Here is a 25,120-nt window from a genome sequence, read left to right on the forward strand (position 1 = left end):
TCGGCCGATTGTCTTAGTATGCGGGTGATTGCAATCTGTGCAGCTGTCAGCTGGTGCGCGCAAACCATCACTTTATCAGGCGCTGCGAACAGGCCCATGCGTGGGCTTGCTGCCGCAAGGATCGTCACGAAAACGAGGATTGAATGAACCGCCGTCATTTCTTGATCTCGCTGACCGCCGCCGCCGTTCGGCCGGGCATTGCTGCCGCGCAGAGCAAAGTCTATCGGATCGGTTCGCTGAGCCCGGTAATGCCCTTCGTTCCGAAGAGCCCATTTGGGGCCCTTCTCTCCCGCGGCTTCACGGCAGCCGGTTACGCCATCGACGGGAGTCTGGTCTTGATTCCCCGTGGCAGCAATGGACAAAGCGAACTCCTACCGCGCTTGGCGCAAGAGCTCGCGGACGCCAAGGTCGATGCGATTCTCGCGACCGGTTATCCAGCAGCAGTTGCGGCAAAGCAGACCGGCTTGCCGACGGTGGTCACCCATGCTGTCGGAGATCCGGTGGCGACCGGGTTGATCGCCAGCCTCGCCCGGCCTGGCGGCAATGTCACCGGCATTTCGGACAATGCCACCGAGCTCCTTGCCAAACGACTGCAAATACTCAAGCAGGTGGCGCCAGGGATCAAGCGCGTTGCGATGCTGTGGAACAAGAACGATCGCGCCATGGTCTTGCGCTATGAAGCGTCGGCCAAGGCCGCCGATGTGCTCGGCGTTTCCATACAACCGCTCGGCGTCGGTGAGCCGGATGATTTCGGGGAGGCATTCAATGCGATGGAAAGCAGTATGCCGGATGCCATCTTGATGGTCGCCGATAGCCTCACTATTCTCAACCGGAAGCGCGTGTTCGATTTCGCCGCAGCTCGTCGGCTGCCGGCCATGTACGAATACGAAAATCTTGCGCGCGATGGCGGCCTGTTGTCGTACGGGCCCGATTTCGCCGAATGCTTCGCGCGTGCTGCCTCCTTGGCCGACCGCATCCTCAAAGGCGCCAACCCGGCCGATTTGCCCTTCGAGCAGCCCACGCGTTATCGGCTTGTGATCAACCTCAAGACTGCCAACGCGATGAGCCTCGAAATTCCGCCAACACTCGTCGCCAGCGCAGATGAAGTGATCGAATGACGCCTGTTAAGGCAGAGAAACAGGAGAAATCCATGAGAACGCGTTACGCGATAAGCTTGTCGCTCCTGTCGGGAATCGCACTCTAGGTGCGATCGCGGTCCAGACGCTGCATGCGAAGGCAAAGCCGCCTGCCTATGCCATTGTCGACAACGATGTCAGCGATCAGGTGGCTTATCTCAAGGAGTTCGCGCCAGTGGGCGGCAAAGCACTCGCCGCTGCCGGCGGCAAAATCCTGGCGCGCGGCGGTATGACCGTTTCGATCGAGGGCGAGCCGCCAAAGGGGCGCGCACTGGTCGCGATGTTCGAGTCACTGGAAAAGGCGCAAGCGGCCTTCGCAAGCCCCGCATACAGGGAGGCCAGAAAAATCGGGGACAAATACGCCAAGTTCCGCATTTGGGCAGTCGAAGGCGTGGATTGACCGTCCATTGCGCATCGGTCTGGCGGGCCATCTCGAATGCGCCATCGCCGGCGGGTGCCGCTGCTTCCAAGATCGAGGATCATGGGCGGACATCAAGTCCTCCGCCAACCGGCGCCTGGCTTTCGACGCGAAGGCCGTCGCCATCAACCTGCCCGAAGCGTCGGGCAGAATTCGGGCTCAGCGCACACGCCCACTACTTCATCACCGGCAGACCCCTGATCGGGCTGAGGCGCTTGACTATGCCAAAAAGACGAGTGCGCTCCCGATCGAGATCGATCCGATCGCCGTCGACCGCTTTACGCCTGTGGTTCGCAAATCTGTTTAGGAATGGTGCCCAGGGGCGGAATCGAACCACCGACACTGCGATTTTCAGTCGCATGCTCTACCAACTGAGCTACCTGGGCGTGCTCCAAAGAGGGGCCAAAGCCCATCGAGCGGGCGGTTTATAGTGGGCTGAAGGCTGCCTGTCCACCCACGCTTCGCCTTCGGCCGAGCGGGCGCGCGGCCTGGCTGTGCACAAGCTGGGGCGGCTTTGCCGCGGCTGGCTCGCGGTACATCGGTGAGAGAAGCAGGCAATTGATATTACTTGCTTATTCTTCACCATCCGTCTCATCGTCGCGGCCGGGGATGACGTAGGAGCCCTTCAGCCAGCGATTCAGATCGACGTCGCGGCAGCGCGGGGAGCAGAACGGACGGGTGGCCTCGGACTGCGGCTTGCCGCAGATCGGGCAGGTTTTGAGGGGGCTAGCGGGCTTTTTCACCTGGTCGTCCATAAGGTGCGCAGCTTACACGGGGTGAGGGAGTTCAAGAGCGTGTCGGCAAAGGGGTTCCTCCGGCCGAAGCGTAGGCAGGAGCGGCTGTTCGGCTTACACGGCGGTGGTGTTGAGCCAGCCGAAGCGGATCGGGAAACCTTCGCCGCCGAGCAGCGTGGTGGTCTCGTAGAGCGGCAGGCCGACCACGTTGGTGTAGGACCCCACCATTTTGACCACGAACGAGCCGGCGATGCCCTGCACGGCGTAGCCGCCGGCTTTGCCGCGCCATTCGCCGGAGCCGATATAGGCCTGGATGTCGTCCTCCGAGAGGCGCTTGAAGCGGACCCGGGTCTCCACCAGGCGCTGGCGGAAGGCCTCGCGCGGCGTCACCAGGGTGATCGCGGTGTAGACGCGGTGGTTGCGGCCCGACAGCAGCCGCAGGCACTGCGCGGCCTCGTCGACCAGATTGGCCTTGGGCAGGATGCGACGGCCGACCGCCACCACGGTGTCGGCGGAAAGGATGAAGGCGCCGCGCAGCTCGTCGTCGAGCTGCACCGATTTGAGCGCCGCATCGGCCTTGGCCCGCGCGAGCCGGTTGGCACAGGCGCGCGGCAGCTCGCCCCGCTTCGGCGTCTCGTCGACGTCGGCGGGCCGGAGTGCGTCCGGGTCGATGCCGGCCTGGTTGAGCAGCGACAGGCGCCGCGGCGAACCGGAGGCAAGAACGAATTTGGGGCGGCCAAGCATCAGGTGATTTGGGGATGAAGCAGGGGGTGAATTGCGCGCGGAACCTATCGGAAGGGGGCTGATTTCACAACCCGGGAACCCGGACTTTACTGATTCGACGGGCACAGGATGCGTGTGCCTGCGCTCTGTGACGCGGGTGTTACGGACGCGGAATGCTACCCGTTCGCCGCGCCCACCTTCGAAAACCGCCGGCGGATGCGCAGCATGAGCTGGTCGCAGACCTCACGGTAGGCAGCCAACTTCTGGTCGCGGCTGCCTTCGATGGTGGTGGGATCCTGCGTCGGCCAATACTCGACGTCGGCGGCGAGCGTGCGGGTCAGCTCCAGCGCCTTGTGGTGCGCCTCCGGCGACAGCGTGATGATGAGGTCGAAATTCAGCCCCTCCCAGTCCTCCAGCTCCTCGAAGGTCTGCGGCTTGTGGGTGGAGATGTCCTGGCCGAGCTCAGCCATCACCGACACCGCGAACGGATCGAGTTCGCCGCGCCTGGCGCCGGCCGACTTCACGTAGAGCCCTTGCGGAAACATGTGCCGCAGCAGGCTCTCGGCCATCGGCGAGCGCACGCTGTTCATCGCACAGGCGAACAGCACCGATTGCGGATCGCGTGCGCGTGGCGGACCCGCCATCGCGCCTAGCCCTTCCAGTGCAGAACAGTAATGAGCGTGAACAGCCGGCGCGAGGTTTCGAAATCGATCCGCACCTTGCCCTTCAAGCGCTCCTGCAGCGTACGCGATCCCTCGTCATGGATGCCGCGGCGGCCCATGTCGATGGCCTCGATCTTGTCCGGGGTCGCGGTGCGGATCGCCTGGTAGTAGCTGTCGCAAATCATGAAATAGTCCTTCACGATCCGGCGGAACGGCGTCAGCGACAACAGATGGGCGACCACGGGCGTGCCGTCCTCGCGGCGGATGTCGAACATCAACCGGCTGCCGGTGATGCCGATATGCAGCGTGAACGGCCCCTTCCCGTCGGCGCCCTCGGGGGCGAACAGGTTCTGCTCGATCAGATCGTAGATCGCGATCGCGCGCTCATGCTCGATGTCGGGCCCGGAACGGCCGATCGAGTCCTCGTCGAGCGTGACGCCGACGATGCGATTTTGCGAGTCGTCCTGTTCGGGCGGCTGGGTCATGACAAATTGAGGCGCAATCCGATCGAGCGCGAATGGGCATCTAGCCCTTCCGCCTTACCGAGAATCATCGCAGCCGGACCCAGCGCACGCAGCTGATCCGGGCCGCATTTCAGGATCGAAGTGCGCTTGAGGAAATCGTGCACCGAGAGGCCCGAAGAAAATCGCGCCGAGCGCGCCGTTGGCAGCACATGGTTGGAGCCGCCGACATAGTCGCCGATCGCCTCCGGCGTATGCGCGCCGAGGAACACTGCGCCGGCATTGCGGATCTTTGCTGCGAGCGCGTCGGGATCTTGCGTCATGATCTCGAGATGCTCGGCGGCAATGGCGTCCGCAAGCGGAATGGCGGCGTTGAGATTCTTCACCATGATGATGGCACCGAAATCGGCCCACGAGGCGCTGGCGATCGCGGCACGCGGCAGCGTCTTCAACTGCGCCTCGACCGCCTTCTCGACATCGGCGGCAAGACGCGCGGAATCGGTGATCAGGATCGACTGGGCGCTGGCATCGTGCTCGGCCTGTGCCAGCAGATCGGCAGCGATCCAGTCGGCATTGCCGGTGTCGTCGGCGATGACAAGCACCTCGGAGGGACCGGCGATCATATCGATGCCGACCTTGCCGAACACCAGCCGTTTTGCCGCGGCGACATAGGCGTTGCCGGGACCGACGATTTTTGCGACCGGCGCGATCGTCGCGGTGCCATGCGCGAGCGCGGCCACGGCCTGCGCGCCGCCGACGCGGTAGATCTCGCTGACGCCGCCGAGCTTTGCTGCCGCCAGCACCAGCGGATTGAGCTTGCCGTCGGGCGAGGGCACCACCATGACGAGACGCGCCACGCCGGCGACCTTTGCCGGCACCGCATTCATCAGCACTGAGGAGGGATAGGCCGCGGTGCCGCCGGGCACGTAGAGGCCGGCGGATTCGATCGCGGTGTAGCGCCAGCCGAGCTCGACGCCGAGCGGATCGGTGAAACGCTCGTCCTTCGGAAGCTGGCGACTGTGATAGGTCTCGATGCGGTCGCGCGCGAGCTTGAGCGCGTCCAGCGTCGCGGCATCGCAGGCTTTCACCGCGGCCTCGATCTCGGCGGCGGTGACGCGCAGGCCGGATGCATCCAGCGTCAGCCGGTCGAACTTCGCCGTCGCCTCGAGCAGGGCCGCGTCGCCACGCTTGGCCACGTCGTCGACGATGGCACGCGCGGCAGCCTCGACGTCGGCCGAGGCCTCGCGCTTTGCGGCGAGGAAGGCCACGAATCGCTGGTCAAAATCGGCGCTGCTGCGGTCGAGACGAACGGGCATCTTGGCTTCTAACTGGTTTTTGGGGGCGCGGTTTGGCTCACCGGGCCCCTGCTCAATGGCGCGGCGGGAAAGCTGCGTCAACCCTTGGCTCAACCCTTGGAAGGCGGCGTTCCGGCGCGGGCCTCAGAGGATTTGGCTGGTATACCGACCACCTCACCCCTCGCCGTCAACCTCCAGCCCCGTCCCTAGCTCATCCGCCCCCAGATCGGTCAGCTCGCATTCCAGGCATTCGACGTCGAGGCGGATGGCGCCGCCTTGGGCAAACAGGAGCAACGCGCTGCCGCCGGGGGCGTCCTGGCCGTGAAATTCGATGCCGATGAGGTCCAGAATCATGTCCGCCGCGGCGAGGTCGATGTTGCGCGACTTGCAGGCGAGCACGCGGTCGAAACGCAGGGCGGCGATCAGCCTGCGCGGCTCGGCCTCGCCGTCCAGCATCTGCTCCCAGTCCAACCGGCTCATGCCGACCACCAGCCGCTTTTCGCTTTGTCGCCAGATGATGTCCGAAGGCTGCACGCGGGCATCCTGGACGTGGGCCGAGATCACGGCGAGGTCGTCGGCGTCGAGCGCGATCAATTTGAGCTGGGGAGACATCGCCGGCGCTTTCTCCTTCGGGCGGACAGGGCTCAACGCGCGCGGGCGCCAAAATTTCCCTGGAACTAACGCTCCACCGGACTAGAGGCTATTGATATCCTCCATCTCCAGCACCTTGCGCGGATACCCCTCCCGGGCAACCCGGATCATGGCGCGGCCCATCTGCTCGGTCGAGGTGACGAGCCGCGGCGAGAGCCGGCGCAGCACCGACCAGAGTGGCCAGGTTACGGTATACACCGCCTGCACCCACGCGGTCTTGGAGCGGGCACCGTGCAGGGGCTGGATCGCGCCGGGCCGGAACATGTAGGCCGCCTTGAACGGCAGCTTGAGCAGATCGTTCTCGGTCTTGCCCTTGATACGCGCCCACATTCGCGAACCCTGCTCGGTGGAATCGGTGCCGGCGCCTGTGACGTAAGTGAAAATCATCTGCGGATTGAGCTGTGCCAGCGTCGTCGCCGCCGCGAGCGTGAGGTCGTAGGTGAGATGACGATAGCGCTCCTCGCTCATGCCGATCGAAGAGACTCCGAGGCAGAAGAAGCAGGCGTCGAAGCCGGTCAGTTGCGTTTCGATCGCCGAATAATCCGTGAAATCGCCGTGTGTGATCTCGGTGAGCTTGGCATTGTGCACGCCGGTCGGGCTACGGCCGATCGCAACCACGCGGTCGATGCCGGCATCGACCAGGCATTCGCGCAAAACGCCCTGCCCGACCATGCCGGTCGCGCCGAAGATGATGATCTGCATCGGGACGTTTCCTACAGCGTCGCGGCTCATGCGGCGGCTACGATCTCGTCGAAGGATATATTGGCCAACGTCGCCGAGACATCCCACAGCATGGCTGCCGAGGCAAAATCCTTTGCCTGCGGCATGATCTTCGCCGGCCTGGGTGGTCCCTTCAATTCGTAGAACCAGTTCGGACCGTAATAGCCGCCCGGCTCAGCTGCCGGCGAGGTCGCGGCCAACAAGGTCGGCAGCGCGCCTTCCGCGGCAGACTGGCTGATGAAGGGCTGCAGCCACCGGCTCACACGCGACTGGAACGTGTTCGCACTCGGCCCGTTCGGAATGAGATCGGTCCGCGCGTAGCCGGGATGTGCGGCAAGGCTCGTCAGGCCCCAGCCGGCGGCGAGGCTGCGGCGCTGCAACTCCAGCGAAAACATCAGCATCGCCAGCTTGGACTGGCAATAGGCCCGCCACGGACGATAGGAGTGCCTGCTTTGCAGATCGTCAAAATTGATCGCGCCGGAGCGGTGCGCAAGGCTCGAGAGATTGACGACGCGCGCCGCCTTCGCCCGGCGAAGCTGCGGCAACAGCCGCGCCGTCAGCGCGTAATGGCCGAGATAGTTGGTGCCGAGCTGCATCTCGAAACCATCCGCCGTCTGCTGCCGCTTCGGCAGCGCCATCACACCGGCATTGTTGACGAGAAGGTCGAGCTGCTCGTTGCTGGCGGCGAAGCGCCTGGTAAAATCGGCCACGGACGCGAGGCTGGCGAGGTCGAGATGCTCGTAGGCGATCAGCGCATTGGGAAAGCGCTCGCAAATGCCCTCGATCGCGCGCAGGCCCTTTGCGTCGTTGCGCCCGGTGAGTATGACAATAGCACCGGCGCCCGCCAGCGCCAGCGCCGTCTCGTAGCCGAGGCCGCCCGTCGCCCCGGTCACGACGGCGGTCTTGCCGCTGAGAGAGGGGATGTCTGCCGTGGTCCAGTCGGTCATGCCATAGCTCCGTCGGGGCTGGGAAAAGGCCCGCGATGGGTCTAAATGTGCACTGGGTGCAAGTTTGCAAGAGGTGAAATGATTTGAAGATTTCGAAGGTCGCCAGGAAATCAGCCGACAAGCGCGCCAAGCCGCTGCCGGCAGGGGTAAAATCCCCCGATGGCCCCGGCCTGCGCGAGCGCAAGCTGCAGGCGACCCGCGAGCGGTTGGCCCGCGCGGCCATGGCGCTGTTCCTGGAGCGCGGCTTCGAGGCCACGACCATCGACGACATCGCGGCCGCGGCGGATGTGTCGCGACGCAGCTTCTTCCATTATTTCGCCTCGAAGGAGGACGTGGTGACCGCCTGGCAGGAGGGCGCAGCCGCTGCGCTGGTCGCGGAGGTCGTCGCGCGGCCTGCGGGCGAATCCATGCTGACCGCGGCGGAGAACGCGATCGCGGCGGCGCTCAAGCGGATCGACCCGGCCGAAGCGGCGGCAATGTCGCGGCTCAAGCGCGACAACCCCGCGCTTCGGGCACGCGACCAGCTCAAATACGAGAAGCTCGAGCACGCCCTGGCCGAGGGGCTTTCACAGCGCGCCAGAACCAAATCGGATAAGCTGAAGGCGCGGCTCGTCGCCATGATTGCCACCGGCGCGATGCGCGTCGGCGGTGAGAGCTGGATCGGCGAAGGTGCGCGGGAGAAGCCGGAAGCTTTCGTCAAGCGCACATTCGACGCGATCAGGGCGATATTGGAGTGAGGCCGCTCACCCCTTGAAGAACGCCAGCAGGTCCGCGTTGATGGTCTCGGCGTGCGTGGTCGGCATGCCGTGCGGAAAACCCTTGTAGGTCTTCAGCGTGCCGTTCTTCAACAGCTTGGCCGACAGCGGCGCGGAATCGGCGTAAGGCACAATCTGGTCGTCGTCGCCGTGCATCACCAGCACCGGCACGTTGATCTTCTTCAGATCCTCGGTGAAGTCGGTCTGCGAGAACGCGACGATCCCGTCGTAATGCGCCTTCGCGCCGCCCATCATGCCCTGGCGCCACCAGTTATGGATCACCGCTTCCGACGGTTTTGCGCCGGGACGATTGTAGCCGTAGAATGGGCCGGCGGGGAGATCGCGATAGAATTGCGTGCGGCTGGCGGCGAGTTGCGCCTGGAGACCGTCGAATACGCTCTTCGGCAGGCCGCCGGGATTGGCCGCGGTCTGCACCATCAACGGCGGCACGGCGGAGAGGATTGCAGCCTTCGCCACCCGGCTCTCGCCGTGGCGCGCGATGTAATGCACGACTTCGCCGCCGCCGGTGGAGTGGCCGACGTGGATCGCATTCTTCAGGTCGAGATGCGCCGTCACCGCCGCGAGATCGTCGGCATAGTGATCCATGTCGTGGCCGTCGGAGACCTGCGACGAACGGCCGTGGCCGCGGCGGTCATGGGCGATGACGCGGTAGCCGCGCGCGACGAAGAACAACATTTGCGTGTCCCAATCGTCGGCCGACAGCGGCCAGCCATGGCTGAACACGATCGGCTGGCCACTTCCCCAATCCTTGTAGAAGATATCGACGCCGTCCTTGGTGGTGATGGTAGGCATTGCTAGGCTCCTTGAACGATCAGACGAACGCCATCGGCTTGTAGCGGCGCCAGGCGCCGACGGTGAGCACCACGAAGAACACCAGCACGATGCCCTGCACCACGGCGAACACGGGGCCTCCCGGCGGCGCCGGCGGCACTGCGGGCGCGAGCGCGGCAAGCGCCGGCACCTTGAGGAACGACTGGATCACCAGCACGAAGACATTGAAATACAGCGAGATCATCGCGGTCACGATGTAGACCGGACGCCAGACGCCAGCGAGCTTCATGCCGTACAGTGCGATGCAGGCGATCGCGAGCAGCACCAGCGAAATGATGCCGATGATGTGCGACGGCAGCAGCTCCTTGAACGGAAACAGGAAGCCGGTGGCGCTGGTGAGGATCGTGAACAGCAGGAAGATCGCGGTGAGGCCCGGCATCGGCTTCGAGCCGAGCAGGCCGAACATCACGACGAGGCCGGCTGCGATGCCGATCAGGCTGATGATGACATGCACCATCGTGAAGGCGGGCAAGCTCAACCCAAGAATCATGACATCTCTCCTACTCGTCTCGCATTGAGATCGGAAAGATAGTATTACGGTCCTCATCGAATTGCCACCTGCGCCGGTGTCACATATGCGCGTGCGGCCATGCACCGTCGTGCGAATCGACAAACGCATGCTTTAATTTTTTGCAGCGTTGTCACAAACGACGGCAGGTTTTCGAGGAAAGTTGAATCGAACGTCGCAACATCGGCCCGCCATCGGCGGGCCGATGCAAGACGAACTCACACTTCCTTGGTGTCGAAGATCAGCAGATCGGCGCCGCCGCTGGCGAATTTCGGCACGTCAGCGCCGGTCGCCTTGCCTTCCGGGCTGCCGAATGCCGCCTGGATGTCGGCCGCGCTGTCGAAGGTGAGAATGGCGACCAGATGGATTCCGGACGGTCCGGCGGGGGAGCCGACCGGCCCCTTGCTGATGGCGTACTTCTTCAGGCCTGGAAGTTTCTTGGCCAGCGGAATGTGGGTCTCGGCATAATACTTGTCGAAGGCCGCAGGATCCGTGGGCGTTTTGTACAGCACGACGATTTCAGCCATTTAGTTCCTCCCGTTAAGCGTTTTGTTTGTAGATCCTCTCCATGGTGAGGAGCGTGCGAAGCACACGTCTCGAACCATGCAGGCCCGGCTTTGGCAGCCGGGCCTCGATCCTTCGAGACGCCGCTGTCGCGGCTCCTCAGGATGAGGGGATAGTCACGTATGACACGGCACAATGGCAAGTCACATTCGCCTTGCCATCTGCTTGTCTTCTACTTGGCTCATTGTTTGAGCACGATCTTTTCGGAAAACCGCTGCACACTTTTCCGGTTCGTGCTCTAAAGCGCCGGCTTTGCGGCGTCACCGAGGAAGCCGTGCAGGGAGGCCACGACTTGCGCGCCCTCGCCGATGGCGCCGCCGACGCGCTTGACAGAGCCGGAGCGAACGTCGCCGACGGCATAGACGCCGGGCACGGAGGTTTCCAGCGGCGCCACCAGCCGGCCCTGATTCTGCTCGGACTGCGCGCCTGTCACGACGAAGCCGCCGCGATCGAGCGTCACGCCGCAGCCGTCGAGCCAGTTGGTGGCGGGATCGGCGCCGACGAACAAAAACAGATTGCGGACGTCCGCAAAATCCTCGTCGGTCGAGAGCCGGCTCTTCCAGCGGATGCGCCGCAGCAGCGAGGCCTCGTCGCCTTCAAGCGCCGTGATCTCGGTGTTGAACATTAATTCAATGTTCGGCGTCGCTTCGATGCGCTCGATGAGATAGCGCGACATGCTGGCGCCCAGGCCGCCGCCGCGGATGATCATCAGCACGCGCTTCGCGTGCCCCGACAGGAACACGGCCGCCTGCCCCGCCGAGTTGCCGGCGCCGACCAGCGCCACTTCCTCGCCGGCGCACAGCTTCGCCTCGACCGGCGACGCCCAATACCAGACGCCGCGGCCTTCGAACTTGTCGAGGTTCTCGATCTCGGGCCGGCGATAGCGCGCACCGCTTGCGACCACCACCGCACGCGAATGCAGGGGATCGCAGCCGTCAAGCGCCACCGAAAACGCGCCATCCTTGCGCGTGCAGTCGAGCGACTTCACCGTCACCGGGATCATGATCTCCGCGCCGAACTTTTGCGCCTGGTTGAAGGCGCGCGCGGTCAGGGCCATGCCGGAAATTCCGGTCGGAAAGCCGAGATAGTTTTCAATGCGCGCGCTGGCGCCGGCCTGGCCGCCGAAGGCGCGGGTGTCGAGCACGGCGACCGAGAGGCCTTCGGACGCGGCATACACCGCGGTAGCGAGCCCGGCCGGACCGGAGCCGACGATCGCGACGTCGTAGATGCGGTCGTTGCGCGGGCCGCCGATCATGCCGATCGCGCGCGCAAGCTCGGTTTCGCCGGGGTTGCGCAGCACCGCACCATCGGGGGTGACGACCAGCGGCCAATCTTCCGGCTTGGGCGAATAACGCGCGATGACGTCGGCGGCGTCGCGATCGCGCTCGGGATCGAGCAGATGATGCGGCTGGCCGTTGCGGGTGAGGAAACCCTGCAACCGCACCACGCCTGACGAATGCGAGGGACCGATCAGCACGACACCGCCGACACCGCCCTGAAGCAGATTGACCCGGCGCAGGATCAGGGCGCGCATGATGCGCTCGCCGAGCTCGGCCTCTGCGACCAGCAGCGCGCGCAGCCGCTCCGGCGGCAACAGCAGCGTCTCGACATCGCCTTCGGCGCGGCCGTCGACCAGCGCCGGCCGCCCCGAGAGCTGGCTGAGCTCGGCCAAAAATTGCCCCGGCCCCTGGTCGATCAACGGGGTGACGTGACCAAGGCCGTCGCGCTGGGTGATGGCGACGTGGCCCTTCAGCACGACGAACATGCCCGGCCCGGGCTTGCCGGTCTCGAACAGGAATTCCCCATCGGCATAGTTGCGGACCTCGCCGAAATGCCTGACACGCTCGATCTCGGCTGATGTCAGCGTCGGAAAGGTCTGTTCAGGGCGGGTGAACCGCGACATCTGCGCGTCACCGTCGGGTCGTTGCGATTCGTCCTGCCCCATTGCCACGTCCATGCACTCCAAAAAATTCCAGCCGCCGGATTCTAGCCGCCGGTCTTGCCAGCGGTCTTGCCGGCGGCCCCCTCATTTAGGGAACCATCCTCGTTCTGCGAGGGGTCGGCACTTGCGGCGCGTTCGCGCGCCTGCACCTTCCGCCGCTTCAAATTTTCGCGCAGCGCCGATTTCAGCCGGTCGTCGCGGGACGACGTCGCCTGTCTCGAGTCCTGCTTCGTGCTCTTGTCGTTCTCGTCAGCCATCGGGTCCATTACAGCGATCGGCGATAACATGCCCGAGGAATAAGGCAGCTCAAGAGGCCCGCGCGATCCGATCGTGCGAAAATCGAAATGGATCGAATCCGGCACATCGGGCAACTGGCCAGTTGGGTGGGGCTATCGGAACCCAATCCGCGGAAAGGCGGCCGCTTCGAGCCAAAACAAGCATTTTGGCCCCGATATCGACCCGATTTTATCGCTTTGGCGGAGCCTGCAAGCTTGCACAGGCGGGGGGCTTGTGGCAGATATCGGCCCGCTTGGTAGGCCCCTCGTGGCGGCCGATTCTTGATCCCAGCACATGCTGCCGTAGCTCAGTGGTAGAGCACTCCATTGGTAATGGAGAGGTCGACAGTTCAATCCTGTCTGGCAGCACCATTCCCTGTGTCAAATCACGCATGAAGCGGCCCTCTCGCGGCATGAGATGCCCGAGTTTTGCTGTTTTCCGTAGCCCTCCTCTATGAAGAGAGCGCAGGGAAGGCCGGGTGCCGGCTGGCACCCGCGGTCCGCTGCGCGAAAGCACACGCAGGAAGAACCGCACAGCAGCATACAGGTGTAGCCAATCACTCGGCCTTCCCTGCGCAGTGGCTTGACGGCTTATGCCGCGCTCTCCCCGGCGACGAGTTCCTTTTTGTCACCGTCGCCTTGCGAATTGGCGATGCCTCAAGACCCGGTAGAGCCCCGATCCATCTCCGCAAGGCTTGACCGTAGCAACGACGGCCAGGACCACACGATTTTGCCGTACGCATCGGCGCCGTTCGTCCGCACGGAGCAGGACCTCACGAGGTTCATCTCGCCCTGGTCCCGCCTTCCCATGCCCGACGCTGCCGCGTCCACCGCACCCCGATCCACGCTTCGTTACGACGGACGACCGCCCCTCTCCCTGGACCGGGATGGAGGATTGATACTGCCATTCCGAATTTCGGTAAAGTGGAATATTTTTTCCGACGGGAATTGACGGGTTTTTGGTGGGGTGGGTGTGTTGCCCGACGGGTCAAATGGACGCTGGCGATGTCAAGCTTTCGGCCTGGAAGCGACCTCGCGGACTTGATCTGTCCGGCGCTACCAATGTCCTGCATCCTGCTAATTCGTCAATGCTTCTTAGCGAAGTCTTATAGGATTCATCTCTAGGTGGCGGGCTCTTCAGTGGCGGGAGTGACCACGATGGCGTTCGGCAAACGTCAATCCGGAGTTGGTGCCACGGCACAAGCTCTCAATGTCGACATCGCCGCGGCGCAAAGCCAGGCTGTCACCGAGACTGCCCAGCCGACAGGCAGCCCGATTCGTTGGCTCATCGTGATGGTCGCTTGTGGCGCGATGCTCTACGGACTGTTTGTGAGCTACGGTCCGGAAATTCTGCGCGACCATCGCTTGGCCGGAACCTGGCAGCCGGCATATGATTTGGAAGCGATGGATGGGAAGTGCGAACGAACAAACTTCGTGATTACCTTCTGCAGCGCCAAGATCAAATCGGTCGCCAGGCCTGATCAAGCGCCGACAACTCATAAATTCTTCATGCTTTTTTCGGGCGGTGGCGGAGAGGCTCTTGTGCCGGTGCGCTCAACAACCGACCGCGCGGCGGTCTCGATCTTCTACACAGCGGAAACGAAGCTTTGGAACCGTACGCTGTCGTTTATTCTCTCGGCCGGCATAATCGCCCTGTTTGGGTTCGGCGCGCTGCTTGTTTTCTGGCGAGCGGTCAATTCCTGATGACCGACCTCCTGGCCGAGAATGTCACCCTCGCTGATCTGAGACGATAGACCGTGTCACGGCTCACAATTCCCGGCGGCGCCTGCGGCATCCTGCTCGTTTGGTCCATTTTCCAAATGCCTTCCGGCTCCGGAGATGTGGCATCCCGGCAGACCTTGTCGATCAACGAAGAGCCGGACCGCATCGTGCTGGGTTGGAGCGGGCCGGTGCAGGAGCCGATGAGCGAGCGTGTCACGGCCGCCTTCGATCGTTACAAGGCGGATCCACGCCGGCTCGTCCTCATCCTAAACTCGCCGGGCGGCTCGATCGAACACGGGCGAAAAGTCGTCGCAGCGATCCGAGCGCGCAATCGAGCTATCGATACGCTCGTCCAGAAAGCCGGCGTCTGCGCCTCAATGTGCGTTTCGATTTTTCTCGCCGGCAGCAAGCGCATGGCCGATCCCGACGCCTTCTTCATGTTTCACCAGGCCAGCTTGAACAGTAACGCCAGGGAAAACATGAAGCGGCGGGAGTTCGGCGACTTGGAGAACGCCCTCTTCTCGCAAGCCGTAAAGACAATCGAGACGCTAGCCACCGACGAGTTCTTCCGTAACGACATCGGCATCCGCGGCGTCAACAGAGTCTGGCTAGTTGGCATGCGCAAGAAAATCTCAGACCGCGATATTTGGATGAGCGGTCAACAGCTCGTTGATGAGGGCTCCGGCATCGTTGACCGTCTTGTTCCCACCCCTGCCGGCTAGCAGCGAGCTCGCAGGATGAGTAGAGCGAAGCGAAACCCATCGAGCCATTGCTCGGTGAGGAAGCATGATGGGTTTCGCGGGTGCTCTACCCATCCTACGGGCTACGCACGATCAATTGTTGTCACCCACCTGATGTCCGGTGAACCGATCGTCGGAACGGCGCAGCCGTCGGCAAAGCTCGCGATTGATGTTCTGCAGGACGATCACATAGGCGTGGATATCGGCCTTGTAGCAGGCGTAGAGATTTTGGGCGGTCAACTCGTACAGCACCGCCGGACTTTCCGCGGCGACCGTGGCGGAGCGATTTTGCATTTCAATAAGCGTCATTTCACCGAAGAAATCGCCGGGCTCCAGAACCGAAATCGGGATGACGCTCCCCGAACTCGCCCGTTTGCTCACCGCCAGCCGACCGGATTTGACGATGAACATCGAGCGTCCCGGCTCGCCTTCCACCACGACGGTCGCGCCGGCATCGAAGCGGCACTCGACCAACATCGAACTCAGGAGATCGAGACTTGGGTCCGGGAGACCACCGAAGAACGGCGTCGCGAGCAGGAACGCTTTCAGGTCGGGAGCACAGACGGTCATCGCGCAAGGATACCTCCCGTCGCCGTCAGCGGCAATCAGCCGGTGGGATGGGTAGAGCGGAAGCGAGACCCATCGAGTCCTCGGTCGAGGACGAAAGATGATGGGTTTCGCAAGTGCTCTACCCATCCACCGCGCTCTCGCCGCGCAACGCCCGCTTTCTCCAGAGGTCAGCGATGACCTTGATGGTCGCTGCGAGGACGAGCGCGCAAAGCGCCGCCTTCGAGATCGTCTCCATCGTCCCCTCGATCAGCAGGCAATGGGCCACGCTGGCTGCGACGATGACGATCGCGAGGGGAATATGGACGATGCGCCAGGTTCGCAGCCGCAGGCGCAATCGCCGGCGTAGCAGCGCCAGCAGCGCGACGGTGAAGATGGCCCACATCGCGGTCACGCCGAAGGGGGAGAACGGCGTCGGTGATGTATAGGTCAGGGCGTCGATCATATCGGGCGGACTGGTGATCCAGAGGCCGGCGACGTGGATCACCACCGCCAGGGCAAGCGCGCCGCCGATCCAGTGATGGGCGCGCCGGCCGCGATAGGCTGACAGTCCCGGCAAATATCCGCCGATCAGCAGAGGCTGAACGAGTACGAGAGCAAGCGCGATGATCCCCGCGAAGCCGGCGAGGATGTAGACCGGGCCGCGCCATGCGAGCTGCTCGCTTCCCGCAGCGAGCGCGATCGGCACGCCAATCGCCAAAGCCAGGGCGATCCAGATCAGGGTCACCTTCGCCGATCTCCACCCCTTCATTCGCAACTTGGTCAGGCCGGCTGAAGCACGAAGTGCGCCTCCAGGCTGGTTTCCTTTGCACTGCGCATCACCGGCCGCAGAAAGACGGTTTTGAATTCGCCGCTGTCATAGGCGAGGTGACCATGCGGCTGGCCGAAGATGGGAATGATCTGCGGCATCTCGAGCCGGAACTTGCCGTCCTTGTCGGTGAGCGTGGCGCCATGACTCTGCGGCTCGTGCTCCTGCCCTTCGGTCGTGTGCGCCCAGATCTGGATGCGCTGCCCGGCAAGCGGAGCTCCGTCGCCGGCGCGGCGCACCGTGCCGCTCATCCAGAAGCCACCCTTGCCGATCCGGTCCACGATCGCCGCGCCCTTGCGGTAATTGTTCGCCCCGCCCGACATCGAATCGGTCGGTGCGAGGCCTTCGGCGCGGGCCGGCAGCAGGAGGCCGGAAACGCCAGTTGCCAAAACTGCGGTTGCAAGGACGGAGCCGCCGGCGGCGAGGAGGTTGCGGCGATTGAGTACGACGATGGTCATGTCGGTTCCTCCTGGCGAGTGCAGTGGCTCCACCGAGAGTACAACAACAGGAGAGAGCCGCCCAGTTACCGCGAACGGCGCACCAGGCCGCAATAACGGTGTTGTGAACGGGAGTGCAGGTCACTCGAACAGCTTCGTAGGATGGGTAGAGCGGCAGCGAAACCCATCGCCCTTATGCCCTGACAAAACATGATGAGTTTCGCAAGTGCTCTACCCATCCTACACGCTGACACTACATGTGACGTGCCAGATGCGCAGATCCTTCACTCCGGACCCCACTCATGATCCCCTTCTCCGTGCTCGACCTCGCGCCCATCCGCCAGGGCGGCGATGCGTCGCAGGCGTTTCGCAATTCGCTCGATCTCGCCCAGCATGCCGAAGGCTGGGGCTACAAACGGTTCTGGCTGGCCGAGCATCACAACATGACGGGGATCGCGAGCGCGGCGACGTCGGTGGTGATCGGGCATGTCGCGGGCGGGACCAGGACGATCCGGGTCGGCTCCGGCGGGATCATGCTGCCGAACCATTCGCCGCTGATCATTGCCGAGCAGTTCGGCACGCTGGCCTCGCTCTATCCGGGACGGATCGATCTCGGGCTCGGGCGCGCGCCGGGCACCGACCAGCTCACGGCGCGGGCGCTGCGGCGCGACCTCGCGACGAGCTCCGAGAATTTTCCGCATGACGTGCTGGAATTGCAGGCGCTGCTCGGCGACATCAAGCCGAACCAGACCATCCGGGCCGTGCCCGGCATGGGAACTAACGTGCCGCTCTGGATCCTGGGATCGAGCACCTTTGGCGCGCAGCTCGCAGGCATGCTCGGCCTGCCGTTCGCGTTCGCCTCGCACTTTGCGCCGCAAATGATGATGCCGGCGCTGCGGGAGTATCGCGCGCGCTTCGAACCCTCGGCGCAGCTCGACAAGCCCCATGCGATGGTCGGCGTCAATGTGTTCGCCGCCGACAGCGACGTTGAGGCGCAGCGCATGTTCACCTCGCTGCAGCAGCAGTTCATCAATCTTAGGCGCGGCACGCCCGGCCCGCTGCCGCCGCCGGTCGAAGACATGGACGCGCTGTGGTCGCCGGCCGAGAAGGCCATGGTCGCTCAGTCGCTATCGTGCTCGGCGGTCGGCTCGCCTGACGTGGTCGAAGAGAAGCTGAAGGCGCTGATTGCGGAAACCGGCGCGGACGAGCTGATGACGACGGGACAGATCTACGATCACGCCGCCCGGCTGCGCTCGTTCGAGATCGCGGCCGAGGTGCGTGACGGGCTGGCCGGGCAGCCAGCGGCGTGATCACCAGGACTGAGCGCGTGGCCTCCATGGTTCGAGACGCCCGCCTTTGGCGGGCTCCTCACCATGAGGGTCTAACATTCTCGCCGCGAAACCAGACCTCATCCTGAGGAGCCCGCATAGCGGGCGTCTCGAAGGATGGCCACCGGCAACAGTCAGGCCTGCATCGTTCGAGACGCGCTTCGCGCTCATCACCATGAGGGTTGCGGACTAATCCGCAAATCCGAACAGCTTCGCCGGATTGTGCACCAAAATCTTCTCCAGCTCCGCCTGGTCGGGCGCGTAGCGGTACATCAGCTCCAGCAGATCGGCGTCGTTGGGCGGCTGCTTCACCGACACCGGATGCGGCCAGTCGCTGGCCCAGACGCAGCGCTCGACTGCAGCCTCGATGTAGGCGCGCGCGATCGGGATCACGTCGTCGTAAGGCGGGCCGGCCTTCGAGGTCTTCTCGCCGAGCGACAGCATCACCCAGAAATTTCCCTTGGCGAGCAGCTCGAGCATCTTGCGCAGGTTCGGATCGTCCTTGCCGGCCTCGGGATCGGGCCGCGCCATATGGTCGATCAGCACGGGCACGTCGAGATTTTCGTACTTGGCGACGCTGGAGACGATGCCGTCTTTCTCGGGCTGGATTTTGACGTACCAGCCGAGCTCGCGGATACGCGCGATGGCGCGAGCGAAGTCGGCGTCCGACAGCACCGCGCCAAGCTCCTGGCGGAAGCTGAAGCGCGCGCCGCGGACGCCTGCATCATGCAGCTTGGCGAGATAGGAGTCGTTCGCCTCGGCGAACACCAGCGCGTTGGCGCAGCCGCGATAGTTCGGACCCATCGCGGCGAGACCGTCGAGCACCACGGCATGATCGGCGCCGTACGTCGTGGTCTGCACGATGATGCCGCGCTCGATGCCGAGCGTCTTGTGGACGCGCAGCGCCGCTTCCCAGGTCGCGGTCGGCATCCGATAGGCCGCGCCTGGACGCTCCGGATATTTATCCACGGGACCGAGCACGTGAAACTGGCTGTCGACGGTCTTGGGCGGCGGCGCCTTGACCGGGCGGCGCGGGTTCGGGTCGAACGGCAGATAGGTCGGCATGCGCGAAACTCCCTCAGTCGATCATTGCGGTGAAGTCGCACTGCACCAGCGCGCCGCCATCCATGTTGTCCATCGGCAGCGCGTGGCGCGCCGGACGCGAATGCTCGTCCGGAAACATCTTGAGCCACTCGACATTGACCGGGCCGCGCTGCGCACGGTCCTTCAACCACACCGTCATCTTGATGATGTCGTCCGTCGAGCCGCCGGCGGCCTCTACCGTCGCCTTCATGTGCGCGAACATATTGGCGCACTGCGCGTCCAGGCTCTCGGGCATCGCGCCTGCCGCATCGCGGCCGAGGATGACGCCCGACATCACGAGATTGCCGATGCGGCAGGCGTTCGGGATCGGATTGGCATGTTTGAAGCCGCCGATATGGATGCTCTTGCGACGCGTGTGACCGGTCATGGTACGCTCCTGTTTATTGCTTGCTCAGACGAACTGGCACGATACCGAGCCGAACGTGCCATAGTCGGCATGAAAGGTGTCGCCGCGGCGGATGTCCACGGGCCGCGTGAACGATCCCGCCAGCACCACTTCCCCGGCGGCGAGATGTTCGTCATGCGGCGCGAGGCGGTTGGCGAGCCAGGCGATGCCATTGGCGGGATGATTGAGCACGCCGGCCGCAAGCCCGGTCTCCTCGACCTCGCCGTTGCGGAACAACAGCGCGCCGATCCAGCGCATGTCCGCATCCATCGGGCGGAACGGCCGGCCGCCGAGCACCAGCGCGGCATTCGCCGCGTTGTCCGAGATCGTGTCCAAGACTTTTCGGGTCTTGCCGGTCTCGGGATCGACGCGGTGCATGCGCGTCTCCAGAATCTCGAGCGCGGGCGTGACGTAGTCGGTGGCGTTGAGCACGTCGAAGATGGTGCAATCGGGACCGCGTAGCGGCGCCTTGAGCACGAAGGCGAGCTCGACCTCGATCCGCGGCGCGTGAAAGCGGTCGAACGGAATCGGCGTGGCGTCGGCATAGAACATGTCGGCGAACAGCACGCCGTAATCCGGCTCAGAGATGCCGACCGCGTTCTGCATCGCCTTCGAGGTCAGGCCGATCTTGTGCCCCTTGATGACGCGGCCGCTGCCGAGCTGGAGTTTGGTCCAGGCGCGCTGGACGGCGTAGGCATCCTCGATCGCGAAATCGGGATATTCCTTCGAGAACATCGGGATCAGCGTCTTGGTGCGCTCGGCTTCATCGAGGCGCGCGGCAAGGCGTTCGATGGTGGCGGTATCCAGCATGGCTTAACTCTCCGCCGCGACGGTGTTGCGCAGCATGCCGATGCGGCTGGATTCGACCTCGACGACGTCGCCGACTTTAAGCCAGCGCGGCGGGTCGAAACGGGCGCCGGCGCCGGTCGGCGTGCCCGTCACGATCATGTCGCCGGGCTTGAGGGTCGCGAACGTGGAGAGATAGGAGATCAGAAAGTCGAACGGGAACATCAGCCGTTCTGTCGTGTCCTGCTGCCGTACCTCGCCGTTGACGCGCGTGATGATGTCATGGGGCCCGCGCGGGTCGAGTTCGTCCGCGGTGACGATCCACGGTCCGATGCTGCCGGAGCGGTCGAAATTCTTGCCCTGCGTGACATTGAACTTGCCGTGGCGCAGCCAGTCGCGGATCGTGCCCTCGTTGCACAGCGTCATGCCGAAGATGTGCGCCCAGGCTTTTTCGCGCGGAATGTGACGGCCGCCCTGGCCGATCACGATGACGAGCTCGCCTTCGTAATCGAGCTGGTCCGAAACCTTGGGCTTCTCCAGCGGCTGACCGGAGCCTGTCATCGAGGACATGCTGCGCACGAACAGGCTGGGATATTTGGGCAGGTCCGAGCTGTCCTTGTACTCGGCGTTGCGCTCGGCGTAATTGACACCGATGCACCACAGCTTCTCCGGCGCCAGCACCGGCGGAAGCAGCACGAGATCGTCGAGTGCGTGGTCCGGCTTTTGTCCGGCGATGGCTTCCTGCGCGTCGGCCAGCGCATTGGCCGCAATCAGCGCCCTCACGTCGGAGAAGTCGCGGCCGATCCGCCTGGTCAGATCGACGACACCGCCTTCAACGGCGGCACCGTAGCGCGGCTCTTCGTCCAGAAGATAGCTCACGAGTCGCATTGTCGTTCTCCAATGGTCTTGACGGCGCGGCCCAAGGCTGCGCGCTTACTCGGGCGATTTGGAAGTCTGGAACACGCCGCGCAGCGTCACGATCTCGCCGAGCCGGGCGTAGCGTGGCCCGCCGATGCGCGCGATCGGGTCGAGCGCCGCGGTCTCGACCTTGCCGTCGTTCACGAGGCCGTCGCGAATGTGGAACATCACGACCTCGCCGACGATCAGCCGGCTGCGGGCGTCGCCGAATTCGAGGCATTGCCGGAAACGGCATTCCATCGCGACGGGTGCAACGCTAAGCCGCGGCACCTTGATGCGCTCGCTCGGATGCGTCTCCAGGCCAAGCTCCGCGACCTCGCTGATCTCAGGCGGATGCTCGACGGAGCTGTCGTGCACCGCCTGCATCAGCGGGGTATCCGCGATGTGGATGACGTATTCCTCGGTGTCGAGGATGTTGTGCGCGGTGTCCTTGTAGTCCGCGCCCTTGCGGCCGACGCTGATGGCCAGCATCGGCGGCTTCTGCGAGACGAAGGTGAAGGCGCTGAACGGTGCGAGGTTGAGCACGCCTGAGCGCGACAGGCTCGTCACCCAGGCGATCGGACGCGGCACCACGATGCCGGTCATCAGCCGGTAGATGCGCTCGGCGCCGAGCTCAGCGGGGTCGATCCGCATCGATCAATCCGCCTTGATGTTGGCCTTGCGCACGATCGGAATCCATTTGGCGTCCTCACGTTCGAGATAGGCCTTGAACTCGTCCGGCGTCATCGCGACGGCTTCTCCGCCGAGCTTCTCGAACCTGTCGACCACGGCCGGGTCTTTCAGGATCGCGGTCAGCGCCTCGTGCAGCTTGTCGATAACAGGCGCCGGCGTGCCTGCCGGTGCGAACAAGCCGGTGAAGGTCTGGCCGTCAAAGTCCTTGTAGCCGAGTTCAGTGAAGGTCGGCACGTCAGGCAGCGATTTCAGGCGGTGCGGGCTGGTGACGGCCAGCGCCCGGAACAGGCCGGCCTTGATGTGCTGCAGGCTGACCGTGAGCTGGTCGAACGCGAACTGCACCTGGCCGCCGAGCAGGTCGTTGACCGCAGGCGCATTGCCGCGGTAGTGCGCGGTGACCCATTGCAGATCGAGGCTGGACTGCATCAGCTCGCTGAGCAAATGGTTGGTGGTGCCGGGACCGGGCGAGGCCATGGTCAGCTTGCCGGGCTCGCGCTTGGCGAGGTCGATGAATTCCTTGAATGTGGTCGCCTGCACGGAGGGATGAACCTCGAGCACCAGCGGCGTCATCGAGATCGTCGTGATCGGAAGGAAGTCCTTCTTCCAGTTGTAGGCGTCGCGCTTGTTGATCTCGGTTGCGAACAGCACCGGGCCGTTGGCGCCGACGAACAGCGTGTAGCCGTCGGGCGCCGATTTCGCAAACGCCTCGCCCGCGATCATGCCGCCGGCGCCGGCCTTGTTCTCGATGATGAAGGGCTGGCCAAGCTTTTCCTGAAGCTTGTCGGCGATGATGCGCGCCGCGCTGTCGACATTGCCGCCGGCCGGATAGGGCACGATCAGCTTGACGTTGCGCGCCGGCCATTGCTGGCCCGACGCCGGTCCCGCCAGCATCGTCGCTGCTGCAGCCATGGCAATCCAGATTAATCTCATGTTAACCTCCCGGCAGCGCTTGCAATTCCAAGTCGCTTGCAATTCCAAGTCGCTTCCAATTCCAAGTCTTCGAATTCGACGTCGAATGCCCAGACGTTGCTCATGGCATCTCGATCGGAGCGCAATCTCCGAATGCGCGCTTTACCTGTCGAGTGAATTGTGGCGTTCTTGTCCATATTATGGACAGGACGACTTCCGCAAAATCCGCCCGCCGCATGACGGAACCGCGACAAGGCGCGCAGGCGATCCGGCGCGCGCTCGCGGTGCTGCGTATTCTTGCCGCAGGCCGCGAAGACGGCGTGCCGCTGGCCGAGGTGGTGCGGGCGACCGGCCTCACCCGTCCGACCGTGCATCGCATCGTCCATGCGCTGATCGAGGAAGGCATCATCGAACGGCACGACAAATCCGGCCGCTACGCGATCGGCAATCAGGTGCCGGAGCTCGCGCTCGCACGGGCCCGACCGTCGCGGCTGCTGATCGCCGCCAATCCGTCGCTGCAACGTGCGTCGACCGAGATCGGCGACACGCTGTTCCTGACGGTGCGGACCGGCAACGACACGCTGTGCGTCGATCGCAGGATCGGCGTCTATCCGATCCAGGTGCTCTCGATCGAGGTCGGCGCGCGCCGGCCGCTCGGCGTCTCCAGCGCAGGCGTCGCCATCCTCGCCGCGATGCCGGCGCAGGACGCGCGAAAAATCGTCGCAGCCAACGAGAAGAGATTCGAGGCCTACCGGACCGACGTTGCGACGGTGCTGGGCGAGGTCACTGCCGCGAGGCGGCTGGGATACGGCATGAGGGAGATCGGCCTGGTGCAGGGTACGAAATCGATCTCGACCTGGATCAAGACGCCGGACGGCCGCCCCGCTGCCGCGATGACCGTCTCCGCCGTTCGGACGAGGCTCGGCCCCCGCCGCGAGCAGGAGGTCGCGGAGATTCTGCTGCGGGAGGCGCGCGCGATCGAGCAGGCGATCCGGGGCGGTGTTGCCCAGGACGTGTACTCATAACGTCGGCTTGCCAACGCAAACCGGAAGTTTCCCACCTCGGGCGTGATCTGCGGCTTGTGGACCCATAGGCGACTTTGGGGGCCGCCCATGGATGCCGTCTCATTTTCCCCAGCGGGCCCATTCATCGTAGTACACCATAATTGATCGCGGCGCTGTGACAGTGCATTCGTGGCTTGTTGTCGGCCTCGACGGATTATCCGGAACGCCAATCCAGGTAAGCATTTTCTTGCGCTCATCCCACAGCAGATCAAATTGACCAGAACGACCAGCGACTCCGAACCTAATGAAGCCATCGTCAGCCCCCGTGATGTTGCCCGACATGATCTCGGCCGCGGATTGGGTCTCTAGAACTACTGTTTTTGTAGAGCGATCCAAAGTGACGAAATATGGACCATATTGGCCTGGGCAGGTGAGCGAAAAGGCATCGACCGGGTCGCGACGTTTCGGATCAAATTGCTCCGGCTGCCAGAATGCGGAAAGCATTGTTCTGCCGGTAACTTCCGCGCAGGCGTGTCGCAGCAAAGGTCTTCCCAGTTCTTCTGCGGGCATTCCCGGCCACGTCATCACGTTGCGCTGGCGGTTGAAGGAGAAAAGGATGCGTCCTCCCGTGGCCCTGAGGCTGAAGTCGAGTTGCGCGTCGGTTGCTGCGATGATCTCGCCCGTCACAATGTTCCCACCGGCGCGCTCAAATACAAAATGGTTTGTCTTGAGGTCGTAGGTTACGAAGTAAGGTTGCTGCTGCTGATAGTATTTGCCGTCGCACCGAACGGATGTTGGTTCGGCTTCTGCCTGCAGGGCGCAAGCGAAGACCATGAACAGTGATAGTATGAGATGTCGCATCGATCACCAGCCTAGGTTGCTACCTCCTTATGATGCCTCAGCGTTTATGCTCCGATAACGCGAAGCGCGGCTTTTACACCATTTCGACATTTCGGGTTCGATCAGAATACAGGAATGGACCGAGACGAGCGCGACTTCTGGATCTGGCCCATCTGCGACCTCGGAGGCCATCCGCTCTTCGGCCGATGTTGGCGGTAAACCGGACATCAAGCGGCCAGCCGCTTGGTGGGTGCAGG

At 63.8% G+C, this 25,120-nt stretch carries 31 protein-coding genes and 2 tRNA genes; 9 read left to right on the forward strand and 24 right to left on the reverse strand.

Annotated features, from left to right (window positions below):
- The first annotated feature begins 161 nt into the window (after window positions 1–161).
- From IVB27_RS21655 to IVB27_RS21665, 3 genes are all read left to right on the forward strand, one after another.
- On the forward strand, window positions 162–1,118 hold the full coding sequence (locus tag IVB27_RS21655) for an ABC transporter substrate-binding protein (protein ID WP_247445254.1): 957 nt from the start codon (window positions 162–164) through the stop codon (window positions 1,116–1,118).
- A 139-nt stretch (window positions 1,119–1,257) separates the two neighbouring features.
- Complete coding sequence (locus IVB27_RS21660) at window positions 1,258–1,536, forward strand: DUF1330 domain-containing protein (protein WP_345946906.1); 279 nt, start codon at window positions 1,258–1,260, stop codon at window positions 1,534–1,536.
- A 7-nt stretch (window positions 1,537–1,543) separates the two neighbouring features.
- On the forward strand, window positions 1,544–1,861 hold the full coding sequence (locus IVB27_RS21665) for a hypothetical protein (RefSeq protein ID WP_247445256.1): 318 nt from the start codon (window positions 1,544–1,546) through the stop codon (window positions 1,859–1,861).
- Between the two features lie 3 nt (window positions 1,862–1,864).
- Here the strand turns inward: IVB27_RS21665 and IVB27_RS21670 are convergent.
- The 9 genes from IVB27_RS21670 to IVB27_RS21710 all read right to left on the reverse strand — a co-directional run bounded on the left by IVB27_RS21670 (window position 1,865) and on the right by IVB27_RS21710 (window position 7,747).
- Window positions 1,865–1,940, reverse strand: a tRNA-Phe gene (locus IVB27_RS21670).
- Window positions 1,941–2,126: 186 nt separating this feature from the next.
- A complete protein-coding gene (gene yacG, locus IVB27_RS21675) occupies window positions 2,127–2,309 on the reverse strand; it encodes a DNA gyrase inhibitor YacG (protein WP_247445257.1) in 183 nt (60 codons plus the stop codon).
- A 93-nt stretch (window positions 2,310–2,402) separates the two neighbouring features.
- The gene (locus IVB27_RS21680; protein WP_247445258.1) at window positions 2,403–3,032 is read right to left on the reverse strand and encodes a Maf-like protein; all 630 of its coding nucleotides are present in this window, start codon (window positions 3,030–3,032) and stop codon (window positions 2,403–2,405) included.
- A gap of 155 nt (window positions 3,033–3,187) precedes the next feature.
- On the reverse strand, window positions 3,188–3,655 hold the full coding sequence (locus IVB27_RS21685) for an arsenate-mycothiol transferase ArsC (RefSeq protein ID WP_247351297.1): 468 nt from the start codon (window positions 3,653–3,655) through the stop codon (window positions 3,188–3,190).
- 5 nt (window positions 3,656–3,660) lie between these two features.
- Window positions 3,661–4,158 carry a UPF0262 family protein gene (locus tag IVB27_RS21690; RefSeq protein WP_247351299.1) on the reverse strand — a complete coding sequence of 166 codons (498 nt, stop codon included), beginning with the start codon at window positions 4,156–4,158 and terminating at the stop codon, window positions 3,661–3,663.
- Window positions 4,155–5,450, reverse strand: coding sequence for a histidinol dehydrogenase (hisD, locus tag IVB27_RS21695; RefSeq protein WP_247445259.1), 1,296 nt, complete (start codon window positions 5,448–5,450; stop codon window positions 4,155–4,157). The genes IVB27_RS21690 and hisD overlap by 4 nt, the downstream gene beginning before the upstream one ends.
- A gap of 153 nt (window positions 5,451–5,603) precedes the next feature.
- Window positions 5,604–6,041, reverse strand: a complete 438-nt coding sequence (locus tag IVB27_RS21700; RefSeq protein WP_247351301.1) for a DUF2948 family protein — start codon at window positions 6,039–6,041, stop codon at window positions 5,604–5,606.
- A gap of 81 nt (window positions 6,042–6,122) precedes the next feature.
- Window positions 6,123–6,782 carry an NAD(P)H-binding protein gene (locus IVB27_RS21705; RefSeq protein WP_247445260.1) on the reverse strand — a complete coding sequence of 220 codons (660 nt, stop codon included), beginning with the start codon at window positions 6,780–6,782 and terminating at the stop codon, window positions 6,123–6,125.
- Between the two features lie 26 nt (window positions 6,783–6,808).
- Window positions 6,809–7,747: an SDR family oxidoreductase gene (locus tag IVB27_RS21710; protein ID WP_247445261.1), complete on the reverse strand. Its 939-nt coding sequence runs from the start codon at window positions 7,745–7,747 to the stop codon at window positions 6,809–6,811.
- Between the two features lie 83 nt (window positions 7,748–7,830).
- Here IVB27_RS21710 and IVB27_RS21715 point away from each other — a divergent pair, with 83 nt between their 5' ends.
- On the forward strand, window positions 7,831–8,484 hold the full coding sequence (locus IVB27_RS21715) for a TetR/AcrR family transcriptional regulator (RefSeq protein ID WP_247445262.1): 654 nt from the start codon (window positions 7,831–7,833) through the stop codon (window positions 8,482–8,484).
- A gap of 6 nt (window positions 8,485–8,490) precedes the next feature.
- Here IVB27_RS21715 and IVB27_RS21720 read toward each other — a convergent pair whose 3' ends face one another.
- The 5 genes from IVB27_RS21720 to IVB27_RS21740 all read right to left on the reverse strand — a co-directional run bounded on the left by IVB27_RS21720 (window position 8,491) and on the right by IVB27_RS21740 (window position 12,625).
- The gene (locus tag IVB27_RS21720; protein WP_247445263.1) at window positions 8,491–9,315 is read right to left on the reverse strand and encodes an alpha/beta fold hydrolase; all 825 of its coding nucleotides are present in this window, start codon (window positions 9,313–9,315) and stop codon (window positions 8,491–8,493) included.
- A 19-nt stretch (window positions 9,316–9,334) separates the two neighbouring features.
- Window positions 9,335–9,844, reverse strand: a complete 510-nt coding sequence (locus IVB27_RS21725; protein ID WP_247351307.1) for a hypothetical protein — start codon at window positions 9,842–9,844, stop codon at window positions 9,335–9,337.
- A 236-nt stretch (window positions 9,845–10,080) separates the two neighbouring features.
- Entirely contained in the window at window positions 10,081–10,389 is a 309-nt protein-coding gene (locus tag IVB27_RS21730; RefSeq protein WP_247351310.1) for an EthD family reductase, read from the reverse strand.
- A 275-nt stretch (window positions 10,390–10,664) separates the two neighbouring features.
- Window positions 10,665–12,371, reverse strand: a complete 1,707-nt coding sequence (locus IVB27_RS21735) for an FAD-dependent oxidoreductase (protein WP_247445264.1) — start codon at window positions 12,369–12,371, stop codon at window positions 10,665–10,667.
- A 41-nt stretch (window positions 12,372–12,412) separates the two neighbouring features.
- The gene (locus IVB27_RS21740; RefSeq protein ID WP_247445265.1) at window positions 12,413–12,625 is read right to left on the reverse strand and encodes a hypothetical protein; all 213 of its coding nucleotides are present in this window, start codon (window positions 12,623–12,625) and stop codon (window positions 12,413–12,415) included.
- A 315-nt stretch (window positions 12,626–12,940) separates the two neighbouring features.
- Between IVB27_RS21740 and IVB27_RS21745 the strand changes: the two genes are divergently transcribed.
- From IVB27_RS21745 to IVB27_RS21755, 3 genes are all read left to right on the forward strand, one after another.
- Window positions 12,941–13,015, forward strand: a tRNA-Thr gene (locus tag IVB27_RS21745).
- Between the two features lie 786 nt (window positions 13,016–13,801).
- Window positions 13,802–14,347, forward strand: a complete 546-nt coding sequence (locus IVB27_RS21750) for a hypothetical protein (protein ID WP_247445266.1) — start codon at window positions 13,802–13,804, stop codon at window positions 14,345–14,347.
- Window positions 14,348–14,400: 53 nt separating this feature from the next.
- Window positions 14,401–15,087: an ATP-dependent Clp protease proteolytic subunit gene (locus IVB27_RS21755; RefSeq protein ID WP_247445267.1), complete on the forward strand. Its 687-nt coding sequence runs from the start codon at window positions 14,401–14,403 to the stop codon at window positions 15,085–15,087.
- Window positions 15,088–15,198: 111 nt separating this feature from the next.
- On the opposite strand, the gene IVB27_RS21760 is transcribed toward IVB27_RS21755, so the two are convergent.
- The 3 genes from IVB27_RS21760 to IVB27_RS21770 form a co-directional block, all read right to left on the reverse strand.
- Window positions 15,199–15,675, reverse strand: a complete 477-nt coding sequence (locus IVB27_RS21760) for a Crp/Fnr family transcriptional regulator (protein ID WP_247445268.1) — start codon at window positions 15,673–15,675, stop codon at window positions 15,199–15,201.
- A gap of 118 nt (window positions 15,676–15,793) precedes the next feature.
- Window positions 15,794–16,423 carry a ferric reductase-like transmembrane domain-containing protein gene (locus IVB27_RS21765; RefSeq protein WP_247445269.1) on the reverse strand — a complete coding sequence of 210 codons (630 nt, stop codon included), beginning with the start codon at window positions 16,421–16,423 and terminating at the stop codon, window positions 15,794–15,796.
- 11 nt (window positions 16,424–16,434) lie between these two features.
- Complete coding sequence (locus tag IVB27_RS21770; RefSeq protein WP_247445270.1) at window positions 16,435–16,938, reverse strand: peptidase associated/transthyretin-like domain-containing protein; 504 nt, start codon at window positions 16,936–16,938, stop codon at window positions 16,435–16,437.
- Window positions 16,939–17,219: 281 nt separating this feature from the next.
- Here IVB27_RS21770 and IVB27_RS21775 point away from each other — a divergent pair, with 281 nt between their 5' ends.
- A complete protein-coding gene (locus tag IVB27_RS21775; RefSeq protein WP_247445271.1) occupies window positions 17,220–18,227 on the forward strand; it encodes an LLM class flavin-dependent oxidoreductase in 1,008 nt (335 codons plus the stop codon).
- A 207-nt stretch (window positions 18,228–18,434) separates the two neighbouring features.
- Here the strand turns inward: IVB27_RS21775 and IVB27_RS21780 are convergent, their stop codons facing one another.
- From IVB27_RS21780 to IVB27_RS21805, 6 genes are read right to left on the reverse strand one after another with little or no spacing between them, the layout of a single operon-like run.
- Window positions 18,435–19,310 carry an amidohydrolase family protein gene (locus IVB27_RS21780; protein ID WP_247445272.1) on the reverse strand — a complete coding sequence of 292 codons (876 nt, stop codon included), beginning with the start codon at window positions 19,308–19,310 and terminating at the stop codon, window positions 18,435–18,437.
- Between the two features lie 13 nt (window positions 19,311–19,323).
- The gene (locus tag IVB27_RS21785) at window positions 19,324–19,716 is read right to left on the reverse strand and encodes a RidA family protein (protein ID WP_247445273.1); all 393 of its coding nucleotides are present in this window, start codon (window positions 19,714–19,716) and stop codon (window positions 19,324–19,326) included.
- A gap of 24 nt (window positions 19,717–19,740) precedes the next feature.
- On the reverse strand, window positions 19,741–20,544 hold the full coding sequence (hpaH, locus tag IVB27_RS21790) for a 2-oxo-hept-4-ene-1,7-dioate hydratase (RefSeq protein WP_247445274.1): 804 nt from the start codon (window positions 20,542–20,544) through the stop codon (window positions 19,741–19,743).
- Between the two features lie 3 nt (window positions 20,545–20,547).
- Window positions 20,548–21,408, reverse strand: coding sequence for a fumarylacetoacetate hydrolase family protein (locus IVB27_RS21795; RefSeq protein ID WP_247445275.1), 861 nt, complete (start codon window positions 21,406–21,408; stop codon window positions 20,548–20,550).
- Between the two features lie 45 nt (window positions 21,409–21,453).
- On the reverse strand, window positions 21,454–22,071 hold the full coding sequence (locus IVB27_RS21800; RefSeq protein WP_247445276.1) for a flavin reductase family protein: 618 nt from the start codon (window positions 22,069–22,071) through the stop codon (window positions 21,454–21,456).
- 3 nt (window positions 22,072–22,074) lie between these two features.
- Entirely contained in the window at window positions 22,075–23,040 is a 966-nt protein-coding gene (locus tag IVB27_RS21805; RefSeq protein ID WP_247445277.1) for a Bug family tripartite tricarboxylate transporter substrate binding protein, read from the reverse strand.
- A 179-nt stretch (window positions 23,041–23,219) separates the two neighbouring features.
- Between IVB27_RS21805 and IVB27_RS21810 the strand changes: the two genes are divergently transcribed.
- Window positions 23,220–24,044, forward strand: a complete 825-nt coding sequence (locus tag IVB27_RS21810) for an IclR family transcriptional regulator (protein WP_247445279.1) — start codon at window positions 23,220–23,222, stop codon at window positions 24,042–24,044.
- A gap of 99 nt (window positions 24,045–24,143) precedes the next feature.
- On the opposite strand, the gene IVB27_RS21815 is transcribed toward IVB27_RS21810, so the two are convergent.
- Window positions 24,144–24,884, reverse strand: a complete 741-nt coding sequence (locus IVB27_RS21815) for a hypothetical protein (protein ID WP_247445280.1) — start codon at window positions 24,882–24,884, stop codon at window positions 24,144–24,146.
- Window positions 24,885–25,120: the final 236 nt, after the last annotated feature.

The sequence above is a fragment of the Bradyrhizobium sp. 197 genome (assembly GCF_023073375.1).
Lineage (GTDB): Bacteria > Pseudomonadota > Alphaproteobacteria > Rhizobiales > Xanthobacteraceae > Bradyrhizobium.